Origin of the sequence: Blautia sp. AF26-2, assembly GCF_003460955.1 — a bacterium.
GTDB classification, from domain to species: Bacteria; Bacillota; Clostridia; order Lachnospirales; family Lachnospiraceae; genus Fusicatenibacter; species Fusicatenibacter saccharivorans.
On the sequence record NZ_QTWD01000001.1, the window covers coordinates 480,038 to 500,897 of the forward strand.

23 protein-coding genes and 1 riboswitch are annotated in these 20,860 nt (G+C 48.7%); of the genes, 19 read left to right on the top strand and 4 right to left on the bottom strand.

Going from position 1 to position 20,860, the window contains the following annotated elements; translation table 11 throughout:
* The first annotated feature begins 15 nt into the window (after positions 1-15).
* From DWY63_RS18290 to DWY63_RS02400, 7 genes are all read left to right on the top strand, one after another.
* Positions 16-234, top strand: a complete 219-nt coding sequence (locus DWY63_RS18290; protein ID WP_022462552.1) for a DUF896 domain-containing protein — start codon at positions 16-18, stop codon at positions 232-234.
* Entirely contained in the window at positions 212-760 is a 549-nt protein-coding gene (locus DWY63_RS02380; RefSeq protein WP_117508969.1) for a 5-formyltetrahydrofolate cyclo-ligase, read from the top strand. The genes DWY63_RS18290 and DWY63_RS02380 overlap by 23 nt, the downstream gene beginning before the upstream one ends.
* A 42-nt stretch (positions 761-802) precedes the next feature.
* A complete protein-coding gene (locus tag DWY63_RS02385; protein ID WP_442857749.1) occupies positions 803-2,047 on the top strand; it encodes a glutamate-5-semialdehyde dehydrogenase in 1,245 nt (414 codons plus the stop codon).
* Between the two features lie 18 nt (positions 2,048-2,065).
* Positions 2,066-2,284 carry a UDP-N-acetylenolpyruvoylglucosamine reductase gene (locus DWY63_RS02390; RefSeq protein WP_117508967.1) on the top strand — a complete coding sequence of 73 codons (219 nt, stop codon included), beginning with the start codon at positions 2,066-2,068 and terminating at the stop codon, positions 2,282-2,284.
* 32 nt (positions 2,285-2,316) lie between these two features.
* Entirely contained in the window at positions 2,317-2,589 is a 273-nt protein-coding gene (locus DWY63_RS18815; protein ID WP_118594420.1) for a PIN domain-containing protein, read from the top strand.
* A complete protein-coding gene (locus tag DWY63_RS02395; protein WP_334294721.1) occupies positions 2,502-2,687 on the top strand; it encodes a DUF6198 family protein in 186 nt (61 codons plus the stop codon). The genes DWY63_RS18815 and DWY63_RS02395 overlap by 88 nt, the downstream gene beginning before the upstream one ends.
* 100 nt (positions 2,688-2,787) lie before the next feature.
* Positions 2,788-2,887, top strand: a riboswitch (THF riboswitch).
* Between the two features lie 67 nt (positions 2,888-2,954).
* Entirely contained in the window at positions 2,955-3,557 is a 603-nt protein-coding gene (locus tag DWY63_RS02400) for a folate family ECF transporter S component (RefSeq protein ID WP_022461732.1), read from the top strand.
* A gap of 192 nt (positions 3,558-3,749) precedes the next feature.
* Here the strand turns inward: DWY63_RS02400 and DWY63_RS02410 are convergent, their stop codons facing one another.
* Together DWY63_RS02410 and arfA are read right to left on the bottom strand one after the other, a co-directional pair.
* Positions 3,750-4,706, bottom strand: coding sequence for a glycoside hydrolase family 43 protein (locus DWY63_RS02410; protein WP_117801106.1), 957 nt, complete (start codon positions 4,704-4,706; stop codon positions 3,750-3,752).
* An 80-nt stretch (positions 4,707-4,786) separates the two neighbouring features.
* Positions 4,787-6,286, bottom strand: coding sequence for an arabinosylfuranosidase ArfA (arfA, locus tag DWY63_RS02415; RefSeq protein WP_117801108.1), 1,500 nt, complete (start codon positions 6,284-6,286; stop codon positions 4,787-4,789).
* A 231-nt stretch (positions 6,287-6,517) separates the two neighbouring features.
* Here arfA and DWY63_RS02420 point away from each other — a divergent pair, with 231 nt between their 5' ends.
* From DWY63_RS02420 to DWY63_RS02475, 12 genes are all read left to right on the top strand, one after another.
* Complete coding sequence (locus tag DWY63_RS02420; protein WP_055217931.1) at positions 6,518-7,357, top strand: helix-turn-helix domain-containing protein; 840 nt, start codon at positions 6,518-6,520, stop codon at positions 7,355-7,357.
* A gap of 88 nt (positions 7,358-7,445) precedes the next feature.
* Positions 7,446-8,768 (top strand): sodium-dependent transporter, encoded by a 1,323-nt coding sequence (locus tag DWY63_RS02425; RefSeq protein WP_055217929.1) that lies wholly within the window; start codon positions 7,446-7,448, stop codon positions 8,766-8,768.
* A gap of 175 nt (positions 8,769-8,943) precedes the next feature.
* On the top strand, positions 8,944-9,696 hold the full coding sequence (gene sufC, locus DWY63_RS02430; RefSeq protein ID WP_055217927.1) for a Fe-S cluster assembly ATPase SufC: 753 nt from the start codon (positions 8,944-8,946) through the stop codon (positions 9,694-9,696).
* A 30-nt stretch (positions 9,697-9,726) separates the two neighbouring features.
* The gene (sufB, locus tag DWY63_RS02435) at positions 9,727-11,133 is read left to right on the top strand and encodes a Fe-S cluster assembly protein SufB (RefSeq protein ID WP_117761483.1); all 1,407 of its coding nucleotides are present in this window, start codon (positions 9,727-9,729) and stop codon (positions 11,131-11,133) included.
* A gap of 13 nt (positions 11,134-11,146) precedes the next feature.
* A complete protein-coding gene (locus DWY63_RS02440) occupies positions 11,147-12,205 on the top strand; it encodes a SufB/SufD family protein (RefSeq protein ID WP_117761484.1) in 1,059 nt (352 codons plus the stop codon).
* On the top strand, positions 12,192-13,409 hold the full coding sequence (locus DWY63_RS02445) for an aminotransferase class V-fold PLP-dependent enzyme (protein WP_117761485.1): 1,218 nt from the start codon (positions 12,192-12,194) through the stop codon (positions 13,407-13,409). The genes DWY63_RS02440 and DWY63_RS02445 overlap by 14 nt, the downstream gene beginning before the upstream one ends.
* The gene (sufU, locus tag DWY63_RS02450) at positions 13,399-13,827 is read left to right on the top strand and encodes a Fe-S cluster assembly sulfur transfer protein SufU (protein WP_055217922.1); all 429 of its coding nucleotides are present in this window, start codon (positions 13,399-13,401) and stop codon (positions 13,825-13,827) included. Before DWY63_RS02445 ends, sufU begins: the two co-directional genes overlap by 11 nt.
* A gap of 197 nt (positions 13,828-14,024) precedes the next feature.
* The gene (eno, locus tag DWY63_RS02455; RefSeq protein ID WP_055217920.1) at positions 14,025-15,326 is read left to right on the top strand and encodes a phosphopyruvate hydratase; all 1,302 of its coding nucleotides are present in this window, start codon (positions 14,025-14,027) and stop codon (positions 15,324-15,326) included.
* Between the two features lie 207 nt (positions 15,327-15,533).
* Positions 15,534-16,208, top strand: a complete 675-nt coding sequence (locus DWY63_RS02460; RefSeq protein WP_022462789.1) for an amino acid ABC transporter permease — start codon at positions 15,534-15,536, stop codon at positions 16,206-16,208.
* Between the two features lie 3 nt (positions 16,209-16,211).
* Entirely contained in the window at positions 16,212-16,955 is a 744-nt protein-coding gene (locus tag DWY63_RS02465; RefSeq protein ID WP_055267879.1) for an amino acid ABC transporter ATP-binding protein, read from the top strand.
* A 122-nt stretch (positions 16,956-17,077) separates the two neighbouring features.
* Positions 17,078-17,935, top strand: coding sequence for a transporter substrate-binding domain-containing protein (locus DWY63_RS02470; RefSeq protein WP_055217916.1), 858 nt, complete (start codon positions 17,078-17,080; stop codon positions 17,933-17,935).
* Positions 17,936-17,962: 27 nt separating this feature from the next.
* Positions 17,963-18,736 carry a histidinol-phosphatase gene (locus DWY63_RS02475; RefSeq protein WP_055217914.1) on the top strand — a complete coding sequence of 258 codons (774 nt, stop codon included), beginning with the start codon at positions 17,963-17,965 and terminating at the stop codon, positions 18,734-18,736.
* Positions 18,737-18,818: 82 nt separating this feature from the next.
* On the opposite strand, the gene DWY63_RS02480 is transcribed toward DWY63_RS02475, so the two are convergent.
* Entirely contained in the window at positions 18,819-20,204 is a 1,386-nt protein-coding gene (locus DWY63_RS02480; protein WP_117761486.1) for an MATE family efflux transporter, read from the bottom strand.
* A 129-nt stretch (positions 20,205-20,333) separates the two neighbouring features.
* Positions 20,334-20,813 (bottom strand): DUF6465 family protein, encoded by a 480-nt coding sequence (locus tag DWY63_RS02485; protein WP_055267883.1) that lies wholly within the window; start codon positions 20,811-20,813, stop codon positions 20,334-20,336.
* Positions 20,814-20,860: the final 47 nt, after the last annotated feature.

Genomic DNA, 20,860 nt, shown 5'->3' on the forward strand with positions numbered 1-20,860 from the left:
AGCGAAATACAGAAAATGGAAATTAATATACAGAGAATTAACGAACTTGCCCGCAAGGCGAAAGCAGAGGGGCTGACACCGGCGGAGAAAGAAGAGCAGCAGAAGCTGCGGAGAGAATATATTGCAGCCGTGAAAATGAACCTCCGTACCCAGCTCGACAATATTGATATGCAGGAGAAAGACGGAACAATCGTAAATCTGGGGGAGCGCTATGGAAGCAAAAGGAAACATTAGAAAAGAAGTTTTTGCCCGAAGAAGAGCAGCCACACAGGAAGAAATTCAGGAAAAGAGCCGTATGATTTATGAAAAAATCACGGCTCTGCCGGAGTTTCTGGATGCGGACTGCTTTTTTGCGTATATGGACTTCAAAAAAGAAGTCATGACACGGGATCTGATCGAGAAGGCCCTGCAAATGGGAAAGACGGTCGCTGTGCCGCGCGTGGAAGACGATGATATGGTTTATTATGAGATCAAAGATTTCTCCACGCTGAAATCCGGCTATTTTGGCATTATGGAGCCGGACGGCGGAAAGGTCTGCACGCGGGAAGAGGGCTTTCTGCTGGTACCCGGTGTGGCCTTTGATCCGGCGCGCCACAGAGTCGGATATGGAAAAGGATTTTATGACCGCTTTCTTGCCGCACATCCAGGGTTTACAACGGTTGCAGCGGCGTTTGAGTTTCAGCTGTTTGATGCGGTGCCGTTTGAAGAGACGGATGTTCTGCCGCAGATGCTGGTGACAGAGCAGAAGATTTACCGTTAGCAGCCAATCACGATAAGACAACACGAGGAGGAGACGAATATGATAAGTCTGGAAGAAATCGGAACAAGAGCCCGTGGGGCGGAACCTGTGCTTCGCATCATGGGGACAGAGACGAAAAACCGTGTGCTGAAAAAAGCAGCGGAAAATCTTGTGGTGGATGCCGATGCGATTATCGCGGCAAATGCGCTGGATATGGAGCATGGAAGAGAAAAAGGAATGTCCAAAGGTCTTCTGGATCGGCTGTTTCTGGATCAGAGTCGCATCGAGGCGATGGCGGAAGGTCTCTGTCAGGTATCCGAGCTGGACGATCCGATCGGGGAAGTTCTCGGTATGAAAAAACGGCCGAACGGTCTTCTGATCGGGCAGAAACGTGTTCCACTTGGTGTTGTCGGAATCATCTATGAAGCACGTCCGAATGTAACAGCGGATGCGTTTGCACTCTGCTTTAAGACGGGAAATGTCGTGATTTTGAAGGGCGGAAGTGATGCGATCCACTCAAATATGGCGATTGTTGCCTCACTGCGGAAAACACTGAAGGAGGAGCAGGTGCCGGAGGATGCGCTGCTTCTGATCGAAGATACTTCACGTGAGACAACGGCACAGTTTATGAAGATGAACCGCTATGTCGATGTTCTGATTCCGCGCGGCGGTGCCGGACTGATCCGCGCTGTCGTGGAAAACAGCACGATTCCTGTCATTGAGACGGGAACCGGAAACTGTCATATCTACGTGGATGAAACAGCCGATCTTTCCATGGCAGTGGATATTATTCTGAATGCAAAGACACAGCGTGTCGGCGTCTGCAATGCGTGTGAATCCATCGTAGTGCATGAAAACGTGCGTGAAAAACTGCTGCCGGTTCTCGCAGAACGATTGAAAGAGAAACAGGTGGAGATGCGCGCAGACGAGAAGGCAAGAGAATACATGCCGGGAGCAGAAGCAGCGACAGAAGAGGACTGGGGAAAAGAGTATCTCGACTATATCGTATCCATTAAAACGGTTTCCTCTATCGACGAAGCGATCGCGCACATCAACCGCTACAACACAAAACACTCCGAGGCGATCATCACCAACGACTACACCCACGCCCAGAAATTCCTGGACGAAATCGACGCAGCGGTGGTCTACGTCAACGCCTCCACCCGCTTCACCGACGGCTTCGAATTCGGCTACGGTGCCGAAATCGGAATCAGCACCCAAAAACTCCACGCCAGAGGCCCGATGGGACTGCTGGCGCTGACCTCGATTAAATTTGTGGTATATGGGAATGGACAGGTACGGTCATAGAAAGGAGACAAAAACATAATGACAGCAATGAGAGAAGAAGCATTTGAATTATTGGAAAAAATGCCAGAAGATAAACTAGTGTTTATTATTCAGATTATGCAGGGTGTAAACAGTCTTTATAATAGCGGTGCTGTTGAATCGAAAAAAGATGCTTTTTTACGAATGGAGCAAATAAGAAAAAAAGGAAATGTTCAGGATGACGATGCTGAATTGGCATCTTATAGAGAGGAAAAATAAATGCGTGCATTGCCGCACACTCTGTTTCTAATATGTTTTTTATTTTAAGAAAGACATATGACGTAAAAGAAAGAAGAGAACTTCTCCTTAGCTTATTTGAAATTTTTGATGTAGAAGGAATTGATTCAGAAAAACTAATGAAAGGTCTGAAAAATGAAACATTTTCAGATTTTGAAGACTGTTTGCAGATGGAATGTGCCGAATCATTTTGCGCACAATATATTGTTACAAGAAATACAGCAGATTATGTGACTTCAAACATACCTGCGGTTACTCCGACGGAATATTTGGAATCGGAACGGTAGCAGCTGCTTTTACGATGGGAAAAGGCATTGTGCTGATGGGAAAACTGCTGGATAAAAAGTTTGCGTTTGTCTCCGTTTTATCACCGGAAAGACCGTAAAATGCAGGGCTGATATTTGATCGTAAAAAATTAGAAAAAAATGTAAAATCCTCTTGAAACCAAGGGGATTTTACTATATAATGAGCAGGACAAAAACAACTGCAGAGTAAGTTCATATGCGTAAAGTGCTCCCGGGATAGAGAGTAGCCAGGGAGACGAAAAGAGAAAATCTTGCGGTATATGAATTGCATCTCGCTGCAACAGAAGATAGAGACAAGAGATTATCTCCTATTGTAGTCAGATATCTGTAAAGGAGGTAATTTTTTTATGCAGAAAAATGCAAATGAAACAGCAAAAGAAACAAAAAACATGTTTCTGCAGTCAGCAAAAGAGCTGAAAGCAGTCACAACCCTTGCAGCCTGTGCCATGTTCGCAGCGCTGGCGATGATTCTGAACCAGGTAGCATCGATTGATATCGGACCTTATGTCCGCATCGGATTTTCCGGAATCCCGAACCGCCTTGTCGATTACCTGTTCGGACCAGTGACAGGATGTCTTTTCTCCGGCATTCTTGATGTCGTAAAATACTTCCTGAAACCGAGCGGCCCGTTCTTCTTCGGATTCACCTTTAATGCGATGCTGGCATCTTTTATGTATGGATGCTTCTACTATCGCAAAAAACTGACCATCAAACGTGTGCTTGCAGCCAAGTTCATCGTTATGCTGACTGTCAACGTACTGCTGAACACCCTGTGGATCAGCATGCTGTATGGAAAAGGAATCATGGTGCTTCTTCCGGCACGTGCCTTAAAGAACCTGATTATGTGGCCGATCGATTCCATCATTTTCTACAGCCTGACGAAGTTGATCGAGCAGACCGGCGTCTTCCGCATGTTCCATGCAAGAACCGCTGCACAGGCACAGAGATAAAGAAAAATTCAGACACCATCAAAACGATACATTTACCAATCTGCAGAAAAGGTACTGTCCGCCAGAACAAAAAGGAAGCGGATGGGTTTTGTCGGAAAAGAAAAGCGAAAAAGAACTGCGGCAGGAACTTCCCCAAAAGGAAGCCTGCCGCAGTTCTTTTTGTATGAAAATCCCATCAGGCGGACAGCGATTTTACCGATATCCGTGATCTGACCAGTCATGGTTTTTGATCCGCTCGTAATCCTCCTCTGTAATCGGAAGAATCGTTCCATGCTTGTAGCCGTATGGGAACGAGAAGGAAGCATCAGAACGAACAAATTTTCCGGAAGCAAGGCTGTCTGCAACAAACGGCACATATCCCTGGCCGGCACCCGGAACGCCGTAGTAGTCAAGGAACAGACACCATCTGCTGTCATCAAGCTGTACTGCGGTCGGAGCCTCATAGAGACCGCTCTCTACATCTTTCATGCTCTCATCGAAGCTTTCCATCCGCACATACGGGCCGGCCGCATGGTCGGAGCGGAGCAGAATAATTTTCGCCGGATTGCTTTCACTCTTTACGAAAAGATAATAAACCCCATTCTCTTCATAGATCGCCGAATCAATCACGCCGCTGTCCTCTTTTTCGTACAGAACCTGCGGAGCTGAAAAATGAACAAAATTCTTCGTTGTGCTGTAATAGATTTTTTTGGGACCGTAATCGTTTGCTGCATGGGAAGAAGACCAGTGCAGAACGTACTCACCGTTTTCTTTATCGTAAATCAGATCCGGTGCCCAGAGGCAGCCGAAGTCATCATCACCGATTTTTACAAGACGCTGGTCGCTCCAGTTTACGAGATCCTCTGATTCCCAGACGGAGAAATACTTGCTGCCGTTTCTGCCGATCTCATCCCAGGAATTGTGATACTGATTCCGCATACCGTAAGAAAGACTCAGGTCAGTGGCGAAAATATAATATTTCCCGGTTTCTATGCTGTGAGTGATAGTAAAGTCGCGTACACCCTTATCTCCATAATACGCCCAGAGAACAGGAGCGCCGTCGTTGACAGCTTCCCAGTGGAAACCATCGCGGCTGATGCCGAAATAAACCTGTTCGCCGTCTGGTGTTGTTTTTTCCCGAAAATGAACAAATAAATATGCCTGTGCCATAAAATAAAACTCCTTTATGCATATGTTTGGATGAAAAATTCAGATGTTCTGTTTTTCAGGCCATACCTTATACGGTTCCATTATTTTGTAAGACGGATCACATTCCAGCTGTGTTTTCCAAGAACGGTGTGCATTTTTCCATTCTCCAGTTTGGTAGCATCGGAATGGGTCGGAGCAACGTGGTTCGGATCTGCTTCGGTGTTGACCGCTTTCATATCGTCGTTTGTCAGCACGATGTGCTCAGCCAGACGACATCCTTCGAACTGACGCAGATCGCAGGAAACCTCCATATCCTCATCCAGGCTCTTGTTGACTGCAAAAATGGTCAGTGCATCGTTTTCCTCATCCCAGATGCAGACAGAATCGAGATACGGAGCTTCGCCGTACGTTTTGCTCTCGTAAACCGGTGTCAGAACCTGTGTATTTAAGACGGTTCCGCGGCCGTATACGCTTGCATGCATGTATGGATAGAAGATCGTCTGACGCCATGCACCGGTATCGGATGTCATGATCGGAGCGATAACGTTGACAAGCTGTGCGAGGCAGGCAATCTTGACACGGTCTGCGTGGCGCAGGAGTGTGATCAGCATGCTTCCGACGAGAAGTGCATCCTCAAAGTTGTAAACATCCTCAAGCTGATGCGGTGCGCGTACCCATTTCTCCAGCTTCTGATCCTGCTCATTGCTGTGATACCATACGTTCCACTCATCGAAGGAAAGGTTAATCTGCTTTTTGCCGTGTTTTTTCGCTTTGACTGCATCACAGATCGCAACTACACCGGAGATGAAATCATCCATGCCCTTGGAGCTTGCCAGGAAATCGACAGTATCATTTGCATAATTTCCGTAGTACTGGTGTAAAGAAAGGTAATCCACCTCATCATAGCATTCGTCCAGAACCGTATATTCCCAGGAACCGAAGGTTGGCATCGTAAGATTGGAGCTTCCGCAGGCAACAGTTTCGATCGTCGGATCCATGAATTTCATTAGACGGGAAGTCTCTGCTGCAATACGTCCGTACTCAGAAGCGGTCTTATGTCCCATCTGCCACGGTCCGTCCATCTCGTTGCCGAGGCACCAGAGTTTGATGTTGTGTGGATCTTTGTAACCGTGGGATTTTCTCAGATCACTGTAGTAGGTGCCGCCCTTGAAGTTGCAGTACTCCAGCACATTTTTTGCATCTTCCGGTCCGCGGGTTCCGAGATTGACGGCCATCATGATGTCACTGCCGGCTTTTTTCGACCAGTCCGCAAACTCATTCAGACCGAATTCGTTTGTCTCAATCACGCCCCAGGCAAGATCCGGTTTTGCAGGCCGTTTGTCTTTCGGACCTACGCTGTCTTCCCAGTGATAGCCCGAGACAAAGTTTCCGCCCGGGTAACGGACGATCGGTACCTGAAGCTCTTTGACAAGATCCAGGGTATCTTTTCGGAAGCCCTGCTCGTCGGAGAGAGCACTTCCTTCCTGATAGATGCCTTCGTAAACGGCGCGTCCCAGGTGCTCGATAAAGGAACCGAAGATTCGTTTGTCAACTTTTCCGGTAAGAAAATATTTGTCAATGATAATCTCTGCTTTTTTCATACTTAAAAATCCTCCTGTTAAAAGAAATGTTCGTTTTCAGACACGATCCAGAAAAACAAAGGATCACCGGCGTGTCTATGATTTTATTCCACCGTTTCGCTTTCGCTTTGGATAGTTTCAATTTTAGCAGGAAGATAGAAAAAAACCAGAGATTTTTGTCCGGCAAATTTGACTTTTTTTCCGGTTTTGCGGTAAAATAGGGAGAAGAAAAGAAAAGGGGAAACGAGAAGAATGGAATTTTCAGTTCATATTTGTGAATATAATAGATCCAACGCCGATTATGAGACGATATATCGGCCGGAGGGCAGCGGGGACTATCTGTTTCTGTTGTTTAAAACGCCGATGAAGGTGTATGACAGAACTGCGTTTTTCATTGCACAGGAAAATGCCTGCCTTTTTTACACGCCGGATCACGAGCAGCATTATCAGGCTGTTCAGAAGTTTCGCAACAGCTATGTCCATTTCTGGTGCGGTGAGAATCTGGGTGAAACGTATGGAATTCCGCAGAATACTGTTTTTTATCCGCAGAACACGGAAGCAATTGATGAGCTGATTCGCCTTTTGCAGAGGGAATACATTGTGAAAGATCCATACGCAGTGGAATATGAGGAAGCACTGGTTCGTCAGATGATGATTACGGCATCGCGTGGTATGCGGCTGTACAAGAAAGCGGCAGAGGAGCCGGCCGGACTGTATCAGGAATTCCAGGAGCTGCGCCTTAAGATGTTGAGCCATTATGAGAAAGACTGGACGACAGAAAAGCTTTGCCAGATGGCCAATATGGAAAAAAGCCAGTTTTATTCTTATTATAAACAGTTTTTCAGCAGCACCCCGCACAGCGATCTGATTGAAGTACGGCTCGACAAGGCGAAAAATCTTTTGACAAATCAGGCACTTTCCATCGGACAGACCGCGGAAATCTGCGGTTTTTCCAATCTGTCTCATTTCAGCCGCTATTTCAAACGCCACTGCGGATGTTCTCCGCGGGAATGGCAGCAGCAAGGCGGAAAAAGCATAAAATATAAAGTGAAGTTGCAGGAAGATGAGAAATGCTATAGCTTTTCCCAATAGCTTATGCTAAAATATTCAGAAGATGTTGGAGTCAAAAGGTACTTTGGCCATGATATCTTCAGAAAAAGTAAGAAAAAGGGAGAGCAGTATGAAAAAGAGAGAGTCATTTAACAGTCGGTGGGGATTTATCCTGGCCTGCATCGGTTCTGCAGTTGGAATGGGCAACATCTGGATGTTCCCTACCCGGGTTTCCTTGTACGGAGGAGGTTCCTTTCTGATTCCGTATTTCCTGTTCGTTGCACTGATCGGCTTTACCGGTGTGAGCGGGGAGATGAGTTTTGGCCGTGCCACAAGATCCGGTCCGGTTGATGCGTTCGGTTTTGCATGTGAAACGAAAGGAAAACGAAAAGCCGGAGAGGCGCTTGGTCTGATTCCGGTGCTGGGTTCCCTGGCAATGGCGATCGGTTATACGGTTGTCATGGGGTGGATTTTCAGGTACATGATCGGAACCTTTACTGGAAAGACACTGTCAGCTGTGAGCGTAGAGGATTTTGCCGGAGCGTTTGAATCCATGGCATCTGCGTTTGGAAACAATTTCTGGCAGATCGTAGCTCTTGTGGTTGCGATGGTCATTCTGGCATTTGGTGTTGGTAAGGGAATTGAGAAGGTCAATAAGGTGCTGATGCCTGTTTTCTTTCTCCTGTTTGTTGCACTTGGTATCTATGTTGCCTTTCAGCCCGGTGCAGCGGATGGATACCGTTATATTTTCCGTGTGGAACCAAAAGCACTTGCAGATCCGAAGACCTGGATTTTTGCACTTGGTCAGGCATTCTTTTCCCTGTCTGTAGCCGGAAACGGAACACTGATCTATGGTTCCTATTTGTCAGATGGAGAAAATATTCCGGCCGCCGCCGGAAGAGTAGCATTTTTTGATACGCTCGCTGCTATGCTTGCTGCGCTGGTTATTATCCCGGCGATGGCAACTACGGGAGCACAGTTAAATACAGGAGGACCTGGACTTCTGTTCATTTTCCTTCCGAATTTGATAAAGTCTATGCCGGGTGGCGCGCTGATCGCAATCGTTTTCTTTGTCGCTGTCTTTTTTGCCGGCCTTACCTCTCTGATTAACCTGTACGAAGCACCGATTGCAACGGTACAGGAAAAATTTCATCTCGGAAGAGTAGCAGCCTGCGGTGTGATCGGGGTTATCGGTGTGGTCGTATCTCTTCTGATCCAGGGCATTGTATCCCAGTGGATGGATGTTCTGTCGATCTACATCTGCCCGCTCGGCGCCGGCCTTGCCGGAGTCATGTTCTTCTGGATCTGCGGAAAGAAGTATGTGCAGTCCCAGGTAGACAAGGGAAGAAGCAGCAAATTCACGGATCTGTATTATCCGATCTGCAAATATATCTACGTGCCGATCTGTGTGCTGGTTCTGATTCTCGGAATCGTGCTTGGCGGAATCGGCTGAAACGATGTTGATAGAAAACGCGCCTGTCGTGCGGAAAAAAAATCCGGCGGCAGGTGCGTTTTTTGATAAAATTTTTCAAATATATAAATCCGATTGAAATACTCGGAAAAAAGGTCTACAATCGGAGGCGAAAACAGAGATTTTAACCTCGAAGCAAAATAAGGAGGATATCAATATGGGAAAAAATCTTTTAACAGTGAAAGATTTAACGGTAAATGTAGAAGAAAAAGAGATCCTGCACGGCGTAAATCTTACGATTGGAAAAGGGGAGACGCATGTGCTGCTTGGACCGAATGGTACCGGAAAGTCGACGCTTGGCAATACGCTGCTCGGCAATCCGAAATATAACGTGACACGCGGCGAAATCTGGTTCCAGGGAAAGAACATCACAGAAGAGCCGGTCAATGAACGCGCCAAAATGGGACTGTTTCTCTCGTTTCAGAATCCGCTTGAGGTGCCTGGCGTAACCTTAAGCTCTTTTATCCGCAGCGCCGTCGAGTTAAAAACCGGCAAACGGATGCGTCTGTTTGAGTTCCGGAAAGAACTGGAAAAAGCAATGGAAGTTCTGCAGATGGATCCGTCGTATGCAGACCGTGATCTGAATGTCGGATTTTCCGGCGGTGAGAAAAAGAAAGCCGAGATCTTGCAGCTTCTGATGCTCGAGCCGTCCCTTACCATTCTCGATGAGACCGACTCCGGCCTGGATGTCGATGCGGTCCGCACCGTTTCTGCCGGAATTGAGGCATACCGCAGAAAATGCGGAGGAAGTCTTCTGATCATCACGCACAGCACGAAGATTCTGGAATCACTGATGGTGGATCAGACCCACATCATGGTGGAAGGTGAAATCGTCAAAACCGGCGATGCATCTCTTGTAGAGGAGATCAACCGGGACGGATTTGGAAAATACGAAAAGTCACTGGCGTAAAACCGAAGGTACAGAAAGGATGAAAACGCTGTGAGAGAAAAAAGTTATGTAGAGGATATTGACCGAAGCATCTATGATTTCAAAGACGATGAAAAGGATGCCTATAAAGTAAAAGCCGGCCTGACGCCGGAAATTGTACAGAAAATTTCGGATGAGAAGAAAGACCCTGCCTGGATGCAGCTGTTCCGTCTGCGTTCTTTACAGATCTACAACCAGATGCCGATTCCGGATTGGGGTCCGTCGATTGAGGGTCTGAACATGGATGACATCGTAACGTATGTCCGCCCGAATACGAAAATGAAAGCAAAGTGGTCCGATGTGCCGGATGACATCAAAAATACGTTTGAGCGTCTTGGCATCCCGCAGGCAGAGCGGAAATCACTCGCCGGCGTGGGCGCACAGTATGATTCGGAGCTGGTCTATCACAACGTCCGCGCGGAAGTTGCGGCGCAGGGTGTTGTCTATACCGATATGGAGAGTGCGCTGCATGGTGAGTACGCGGATATGGTGCGGAAACACTTTATGAAACTGGTGAAACCGACCGACCACAAATTTGCCGCACTGCACGGAGCCGTCTGGTCCGGCGGTTCGTTTGTCTATGTGCCGAAGGGGGTTTCCGTGGAAATCCCGCTGCAGTCGTATTTCCGCCTGAATGCGCCGGGCGCAGGCCAGTTCGAGCATACGCTGATTATTGTCGATGAGGACGCGGACCTTCACTTTATCGAGGGCTGTTCCGCACCGAAATACAATGTGGCCAACCTCCATGCCGGATGTGTGGAGCTGTTTGTCGGAAAGAATGCAAGACTCCGTTATTCTACGATTGAAAACTGGTCGAAGAATATGTACAACCTGAACACGAAGCGCGCGCAGGTCGAGGAGGGCGGAAAAATCGAGTGGGTTTCCGGTTCATTCGGCTCCCACGTTTCCTACCTGTACCCGATGAGCGTGCTGAAAGGAAGAGGCGCAAAGATGGAATTTACCGGCATCACGTTTGCCGGTAAGGGCCAGAATCTCGATACCGGAGCGAAGGTTGTCCACAGCGCGCCGGATACGAGTTCCTATATTAACACGAAATCGATCTCGAAGGACGGCGGCATCAGCACCTTCCGTTCGTCAGTCTCTGTAACAAAAGCGGCAAAGAACACGAAATCAGCCGTTTCCTGCCAGTCTCTGATGCTCGATGATATCTCCCGGTCGGACACGATTCCGGCGATGGATATCCGTACAAAAGATGCGAACATCGGCCATGAAGCACAGATCGGAAGCATCAGCGATGAAGCCGTCTTTTATCTGATGTCGCGCGGCATGACGGAAGAGGATGCGAGAGCGTGCATCGTCAGCGGATTCGCGGATGATGTTTCAAAAGAACTGCCGCTGGAGTACGCGGTGGAGATGAACAATCTGATCCGCCTCGAGATGAAGGGCAGCATTGGATAAGGAGGCCAGACACATGGAAGAACAGAACAGCATGAAAATCAACCAGCTTCCATCGAAAACATGGTACTGGCTGGGATTAAATGATACAAAAGTAAAATGGGCGGCGGGTGCGCCGTGTGAAATCTGCGCGGAAGAGCCGTCTGCGGATGATGAGATAACGGGTTTTCCGGAAGCTATGAATACCGGGGCAGGAAAAGAGACGGATGTCCTTTTTGCACCGGAGCAGACGAAAAACTGGAATGTCTCTGCAAAGGAGGGGCAGACGAAACAGGTCACGCTTTCCATCGGACAGGGAAAAGAGACGGTTTCATCCGGAAAGATCCGCGCGGTGGCAGAAGAGGGAGCTTCCCTTACCGTTTTCGAGGTATTTGAACCGGCACAGGCAGCGGGACAGCTCGCGGTGCGGACAGAACTTTACGCGAAAAAAGACAGCCGCATCCGGCTCGTGCAGGTGATGATGCGCGGTGAGGGACAGGAGCTTTTAAATGATGTCGGATGCATCTGCGAGGAAAATGGTGCACTGGATCTTTTACAGGTCGTTGTCGGAAAAGGCGATGTCTATGACGGTATCTGGACCGAACTGCAGAAGGATCACGCATCACTGCAGGCAGAAATCGGCTATCTTCTGCAGAATCAGCAGAAATTTGATGTCAATCTGAATGTGCGCCACTTCGGAAAAGTAACCGAGAGCACGATCCAGGCAGACGGAACGCTGATGGATGCGGCGGAAAAGATCTTCCGCGGCACAATCGACTTTGTGCGCGGTTCGGCAGATTCCGTCGGAGCAGAGACAGAACAGGTATTGCTGCTCGGCGATGATGTAGTCAACAAGACGATTCCTGTGATCCTCTGTGCAGAGGAAAACGTACAGGGAAGCCACGGCGCGGCAATCGGAGAACTCGATGAAGAGACACTGTTTTACTTCGGTGCGCGCGGCATGGACCGTACACAGGCAGAAAATACGATGGCGCGGGCGAAACTGGAAGCAAAAATCCAGAAGATCGGCGATGCGGACATCGAACAGAAAGTAAAAACACAGCTTGCGGAGGTGCTTGACCGTGACAACAGATAACATCAGAAAAAATTTCCCGCTTCTGCAGCAAATGGACACGATCTATCTGGACAACGCGGCGACGGCACAGCGCCCGTCATGCGTTCTTGTTGCAGTACAGGAATTTTACGAACAGAAAAATGCAAATCCTCTGCGAGGATTCTATCCTTTAAGCCTGGAGGCGACGGAGAGCTATCAGGAGGCAAGAAAGACCGTACAGGAGTTTATTCATGCAGAAGAGCCGGAGGAGATTATTTTTACCCGGAATACAACGGAAAGCCTGAACCTTGTGGCATACAGCTATGGCCTGAACTTTTTAAAGGAAGGCGACGAGATCGCTGTAACAATCATGGAGCATCACAGCAATCTGCTTCCGTGGCAGATGGTGTCGCGTATGACTGGGGCAAAGCTCCATTATCTGGAATGTACCAGTGAGGGCGAGCTGACCGATGAGGAGCTCCAAAAGGGCATTAATGAGAGAACACGTCTTGTGGCTGTTGCGCAGGTATCGAATGTGCTCGGCTGCGTGAATCCGATCCAGAAAATCACGGAGATGGCGCACCGCGTGGGAGCCGTTGTCGTTGTGGACGGCGCCCAGAGCGTTCCGCATATGCCGGTCGACGTACAGGCGCTGGATGCAGATTTTCTCGCCTTTTCCGGCCATAAGCTGATGGGCCCGATGGGAATCGGCTGTCTGTATGGAAAACGGGAACTGCTGGAAAAAATGCCGCCGTTTTTAACCGGAGGCGAGATGATCGATTCCGTTTACCGCGACGGAGCCGTTTTTGCACCGGTTCCGCAGAAATTTGAGGCGGGAACGGTAAATGCAGCCGGTGCGGTGGGGCTGGCCGCAGCGATCCGGTATCTGCAGGAAAAAGGATTTGATTATATCCAGAAAAAAGAGCTGGAACTGACGCAACGTGCTATGGAAGGACTCGGCGCGCTGCCGTACGTTCATATCCTCGGTTCCAAAGATCCGGCCAACCACACGGGCATCGTTTCGTTTACGATTGACGGCGTGCATCCGCACGATGTGAGCGAAATTCTTTCTTCTGACGGCATCGATGTGCGGGCAGGCCACCACTGTGCACAGCCGCTTCTGGAATATCTTGGCGTCCGAAGTTCGACAAGAGCCAGCATGATGTTTTATAATACACCGGAAGAGATTGATGCACTGATCGAAAGTGTATCCACAATCAGAAGGAGAATGGGCTATGGAGAGTAGAGGATTTTATAACGAAATTTTGACGGAGCACAATCTGCGTCCGGAATTCAAGCATGATCTGCCGGATGCGGACATCGTACTCGAGGGCGTCAACCCAAGCTGCGGCGATGATATCTGGCTGAAATTAAAAGTCGACGGCGATGTGATCACGGACGGTGCGTTCGTGGGCGACGGCTGTGCGATTTCGCAGGCATCGGCGGACATTATGCTCGGCATGATCATCGGAAAGACGAAGGACGAGGCACTGCGCCTGGGAAATCTGTTTCTGCGCATGATCAAAGGAGAAGCATCCGACGAGGAGATTGACGAACTCGAGGAGGCTGGTGCACTGAAGGACATCTCCCACATGCCGGCAAGAGTGAAATGTGCAGTGCTTGGATGGCATACGCTGGAAGAGGCATTTAAACAGGAAAAATAAGAACAGAAAAACTTTTTGCATTTCTGAGAAAAAGTATCACTTTACCCACTTGCAATTTTTAAAAAATTAGTTATAATGAATTATAGTTAGTAAAGGCTAACCAAAGTGAATCAATCATTGTTATCTCCCGTCTGCGGATCCTGGACACTTCGCAGGCGGGAAACTCCAGAAACAAACGAGAAAGGAGCACACGAAAAGTGAAGAGCCTGAAAATTGAGGAAGTAAAAGGAAGAGAAATTCTGGATTCCAGAGGAAACCCAACCGTAGAAGCTGAGGTTGTTCTTGCAGGAGGCGTTGTAGGACGCGGCATGGCACCAAGCGGCGCATCTACCGGTGAGTTTGAGGCACTGGAATTACGAGATGGAGATAAAGCAAGATACCTTGGAAAAGGTGTGCAGAAAGCAGTAGAAAACATCAACACCGTCATCAACGATACCTTAAAAGGTATGGATGCATCCGATACCTACGCTGTAGATAAAGCTATGATCGATGCGGACGGAACAAAGGATAAATCCCGCCTGGGTGCAAACGCCATTCTGGCTGTATCCATTGCCTGCGCAAGAGCAGCAGCAAACGCACTTGAGATTCCGCTGTACCGCTTCTTCGGCGGCGTTTCCGGAAATCGTCTGCCGGTTCCGATGATGAACATCATCAACGGCGGATGCCACGCACTTTCTTCCGGCCTGGATGTACAGGAGTTCATGATCATGCCGGTTGGAGCATCTTCTTTCAAAGAGTGCTTAAGATGGTGCGCTGAGGTCTTCCATGCACTGGCTGCCATCTTAAAAGAGCGCGGACTGGCAACATCGGTTGGAGATGAAGGCGGTTTTGCACCGGCTCTGAAATCCGATGAAGAAGCCATCGAGACCATTCTTGAGGCAGTGAAAAAAGCAGGCTACGAGCCAGGCAGAGACTTCAAGATCGCGATGGATGCTGCTTCCTCCGAGTGGAAGACAGGAACCAAGGGTGAATACAAACTGCCGAAAGCCGGCACTGTATTTACTTCCAAAGAGCTGATCGCTCACTGGAAAGCACTGGTAGAGAAATATCCGATCATCTCCATCGAGGATGCTCTGGATGAAGAAGACTGGGAAGGCTGGAAAGAGCTGACCGCAGAGCTTGGCGGAAAAGTACAGCTTGTCGGTGACGACCTGTTTGTAACCAATACTGAGCGTCTGGCAAAAGGTATCTCCCTTGGCTGCGGAAATTCCATCCTGATCAAACTGAACCAGATCGGTTCTGTATCTGAGACCCTTGAGGCAATCAAAATGGCTCACAAAGCAGGCTACACCGCAATTTCCTCCCACCGTTCCGGTGAGACCGAGGATACCACCATCGCAGACCTGGCTGTTGCCCTGAACACCTGCCAGATCAAGACCGGTGCACCGAGCCGTACCGAGCGTGTTGCAAAATACAACCAGCTTCTCCGAATCGAAGAAGAACTTGGAACGGCCGCTGTATACCCTGGTGCAAGAGCATTTAATGTGACACAGGACTAAGCAGTAAATAACATAATACCATAAAAAAAGACAAGATCCTTCCTCTTAAAACCAACCATAAATAAGTGTCCCCGGGGCCGTTGAAAAACGTGTTTCCCGGGGATTCTTGCATGCGGGGGAGGGGTATATGAAAAAACACTTGACTTGAAGCGGACTTGAAGTGTTATCCTATCTAGGAAAATGTAAAAATAAGGGGGATATATCGAAATGAGCGAAAGATTATGGAATATTCTTCTGGATTCTTTCTGGAAAATCTTTCTGCCGGGCCTTAAGGTGACGATTCCGCTTACTGTAATCTCGTTTTCCATTGCACTTGTAATTGCGACGGCAATGGCTATGGTACAGTTTGCAAACATCAAAGGCCTTCGTCAGATTGCACGTTTCTATATCTGGATTTTCCGCGGAACCCCGCTTCTGGTCCAGCTTTTCGTTGTGTTTTACGGACTTCCGCGCGCCGGTATTCTGATCGATCCGTTTCCGGCGGCAGTTCTCGTCTTTTCCCTGAATGAGGGCGCCTACAGTGCCGAGACGATGCGTGCGGCCCTGGAAGCCGTTCCGGCAGGCCAGCTCGAAGCCGGCTACTGTGTCGGCATGTCGTATCTGCAGATCATGCGGAGAATTATCCTTCCGCAGGCGATGCGCACCGCTTTCCCGCCGCTTTCCAACTCTCTGATCGCCATGGTAAAGGATACTTCCCTTGCCGCAAATATCACCGTAACGGAGATGTTTATGGTAACGCAGCGGATTGTAGCGCGCACCCATGAGCCGCTGGCACTGTATATTGAAGTAGGACTGATCTACCTGCTGTTCTCCACTGTGCTCACGAAGCTGCAGGGAATCGGAGAGAAGAAACTGAGTACATATCAGAAAAAAGGGGAATAAGCCATGCTGGAAATTAAAGGATTAAAGAAAGCGTTCGGCAGCCTGGAAGTATTAAAAGGTGTAGATTTAAAAGTAAAACAGGGCGATGTTGTTGCAATCCTCGGTCCGAGTGGTTCGGGAAAAACGACGATGCTGCGCTGTGTCAACTTTCTGGAGCATGCGGACGGCGGCAGCCTGATCTTTGACGGGAAAGAATATCCGTTCCACAACATCAGCAAAAAAGATATCGCGGCGATCCGTCAGAAAACCGCATTTGTATTTCAGAACTATAACCTGTTCCTGAACAAAACAGCCCTTCATAACGTAACCGAGGGCCTGATCATCGGCAGAAAAATGCCAAAAACCAGGGCGGAGGAAAAAGCGCGTGCAGCGCTTGAAAAAGTAGGCATGCTGGACCGTGCGGACTACTATCCGCATCAGCTTTCCGGCGGACAGCAGCAGAGGGTGGCAATCGCCCGTGCACTGGCAACCGATCCGGAAATTATCTATTTTGATGAGCCGACCTCAGCACTCGACCCGGAGCTGACCGGCGAGGTGCTTGGTGTTATGCGCCAGCTTGCCAAAGAGGGAATGACAATGCTCGTTGTCACGCATGAGATGGGCTTTGCAAGAAACGTTTCGAACAAAGTTGTCTTTATGGAAAACGGCGTTGTCGTTGAGGAAGGTCCGTCGAAGGAATTTTTCGCAAATCCGCGGGAAGAGCGGACGAGAACATTTTTGCAGAATATTGAACAGCATTACGAGTAAGGTATCCCGCAAAGCGGCAAATCCTGCCCGGAGCACGGAATCCGGACAGTTTGCAATAAAGAAAACAGAAGAAGCAAAGGCAGCTTCTTCCAGAACAAAACAAAAAAGGAGTGGCGAATATTATGAAAAAGAAAATGGCAGCAGTATTTCTGGCAGGTATCCTGACATCATCCTTTTTACTGACCGGATGCGGAAACAGCACGGCAGATAACAGCAGTGCTTCTTCCTCTTCATCAGCATCTTCTGCAAGTGCGTCTGGGGATCTTTTAGAGCAGATCCAGAGCAAGGGTGAGATCGTTGTGGCAATGGAAGGAACCTGGGCACCGTGGACGTATCACGATGAGGACGACAACCTGGTCGGCTATGACGTAGAAGTGGCACAGCAGATCGCAGAGAAACTCGGCGTGAAAGCAACCTTTGTAGAGGGTGAGTGGGACGGCCTTCTTGCAGGAATCGATTCCGGCCGGTACGATATCATGGTAAACGGCGTAGATATCACAGAGGAGCGCGCTGAGAAATACAGCTTTTCCGATCCATACGCATACAACCGCACCGCTGTTATCGTAAACTCTGCTAACGATGAAATCCAGTCCATGGAGGATCTCGACGGAAAGAGCACCGCGAACACCATTTCCAGTACGTATGCAGAAGTTGCCGAGAAATATGGCGCAGCCGTTACCGGTGTTGACGATCTGGAGCAGACTTTCGAGCTTCTCTTAAGCGGCCGTATCGATGCAACTCTGAACGCAGAGGTAACGTATTACGATTATATGAAAGCACACCCGGATGCAGAGATCAAAATTGCATGTCTCGATCCGGAATCCACAAAAGTCGGTATTCCGATGAAAAAAGGCGATGAGACCAAGACGCTGCTTGAGGCAGTCAACAAAGCACTTGGCGAGCTCGCAGAAGAAGGAACACTGACAGAGCTTTCGGAAAAATATTTTGGAACGGATATCTCCAAAGAAGCAGCAGAATAAGATACAAAATAAAGAAGGTTACAGATCATGATTGCAAATTATCATACCCATACATGGCGGTGCCGCCATGCGGACGGAACGGAGCGGGAGTATGTGGAGCGCGCGATTGAGGGCGGCCTTAAAATTCTCGGTTTTTCCGACCATTCGCCTTATCCGTTCCCGGACGGCTACGATTCCGGCATGCGGATGCGGCTCGATCAGGTGGAAGGCTATGTAGACACCGTGCTGGCATTGAAAAAAGAGTATGACAAGGATATTGAAATCCATCTCGGACTCGAAACAGAGTATTTCCCGAGATTCTGGGATCAGCTGATTGATTTTTTGTCGGACTATCCGTTTGAGTACTTTGTGCTTGGCCAGCACAGCCTGGGAAATGAGATCGAAAAGATTCTCTACAGCGGCCATGGAACAACAGACGGAAGCTACCTGAAACAGTATGTGGACCAGTGCCTGGCAGGCATCGATACCGGAAAATACCTGTATCTGGCACACCCGGATCTCTTTTTATTCAACGGCGACGAAGCAGTGTTCGACCGGGAATACCGGAGACTCTGCCGTGAGGTGAAAAAGAGAAACATTCCGCTGGAGATCAATTTCCTTGGTCTGATGGAAGAAAGATGGTATCCGAACGAGAAGTTCTGGAAGATCGCCGGCGAAGAAGGAAACACCGCCGTTTTCGGCTGTGATGCCCATACGCCGAAAGCCGTCTGGAATCCGGAGACGGAACAGAAGGCACTGCAGCTGGCAGCAAAATACGGTCTGAAAGTACAGGAAACCGTTCCGATGCCGAAGACATTTTAACAGAAGCAGAAAAAGCTGTTCTTTTCTGGTGAGAGTTTTGAAAACTCCGCGGAAAAGAACAGCTTTTTTGATATGAGATTTTTTATGCTTTTTTTGTGTGCATCAGCCGTACCGCCTCTTCCCGCTGTTTCAGAATCTTCTGAATCGAAGTCCAGTAAACAATCATTGAGACAACCGGCCCGATCAGGTCGGAAATAGGTTCCACGTAGAAGATGTTTTCCAGTGCAAAGAACCGCGGCAGAAGAAACAGAGCGGTAAAGTAGACGAATTTCCGGAAGAAGGAGAGTGCAAACGAATAGCGCACGCAGCCCATTGCAGTAAAGCCGTCTACAATCTCGTACTGAATGCCGAGCGGAATGACTGAGAGTGTCGAAATATGAATCGCGCGGACCACCATCGAGACGATCTGCGGATCGGAAGTAAAAAGCTGCGCAAACAGTGTTCCGGCGGCATTGGAGACGAGGAACATCAAGGTCGTAAATCCGGCACAGAGTGCGATGATGGTTTTCTGTGCCTCAAGAATACGCCTGGAATTTCCAGCTCCATAATTGTATGCGAGGATTGACTGCGTTCCGCCACTGATTCCGCCGAGCGGTATCGTAATAATCAGCATAAAGCTCTGAACGATCGTTGCACAGGTGATGAAGCTGTCTCCCTGTCCGGCGGGTGCATATTGCTGCAGGACGGCGTTCATCGCAATGATCATCACATTGTCGATGGCAATGATTAGAAACGGAGTAAAACCGACTGTCAGAATGCGTTTCATGATCGCAAATGAATACCCGCCGAAGGTGATGCGGATCGGAATCGTCTTTCCGAACAGAATATGCAGCACATACAGACAGCTTGCGATCTGGGAGAGCACGGTTGCAATTGCTGCGCCGCGCACGCCGAGATGCAGAACGAAGATAAACACAGGGTCCAGCAGCAGATTCAGGACGGCGCCTAGCAGAACAGATTTCATTCCCTCACTGGCAAAGCCCTGGCAGATCACAAACTGGTTCAGGCCGGTCGATAAAAGCGCAAACACAGAGCCGGAAACGTAGATCATAAAATAGGCTCTGGCGTAAGGATACGTAACGGTGCTGGCTCCGAATGCCATCAGCATCGGGCGGGTTAAAAAAAGCGCCGCGGCTGTCAGAACGAGGGACAGGGAAACAAGCATCAGAAACGCATTAGCCAGGATGCGGGATGCCTCTTTTTCATTTTTCTCTCCGAGCCGGATGCCGAGCAGCGGTGCGCCGCCGACCCCGATGAGGGAGGAGAACGCGCCGATCATGGTGAGAATGGGACCGCAGACGCCGACACCCGCGAGCGCCAGATCACCGACAGAGGCAATGTGGCCGATGTACATACGGTCTACAATGCTGTACAGAACACTCACGAACTGTGCCAGCATGCTCGGAAAAGCAATACGGGGAACCAGTTTTCCGATCGGGTCGGTTCCGAGATGGTTTACAGTTTTCATAGAAAAATACCTTGTCGTTTTTTAGGTTTGGGAACAGACAGCAAAAAACATGCCCGAAACAAAATCCGGAAGACTTTGTTTCGGACATGCCGCTTTTGGTCTGTTCTGATAGATCAGCTGACAGAAAAATTATTCAGCAAGAGTGGTCAGATCTACTTTGAAATCGTCAGATCCCTGTCCGTCTACGGTGTAGTAAGCGGCTCTCTGCTCTGCGTTCAGGTAGATTTTGATCTCGCCTTTTAATCCGTTTGCTTTTACTTCTTTTTTGATGACTGCTTCGAGGTCTTTCATAGATACTTTTGTCTCGAAGATCTCAAGAACGGTATCAGATACTTTTGTCATTTTACGTGGGGTTTTGGTTGCTTCTGCCATGGTTTCCGTGGTCTCCTTTTTTACTGTTTTTTTAACGGTTTCTTTTTTGGTTGCTTTTTTCGGCTCTTTTGCAGCTTCTGCTTTTCCTTCTGCTGCTTCTGTATGTAAGGTTTTTTCAGTCGTTGGTTTTACTTCTTTTGCCGGTGCCGCTGTCTTTACAACGGTTTCCGCTGTTTTTGCAGCTTCTGCAGCCTGCTGTTTCGCTTTGGCCATTTTTTTCATGGTTCTTTTATTCATTTTATTCACTCCTCTATGCGATATCTCTAATAAATTACCATGTTTTT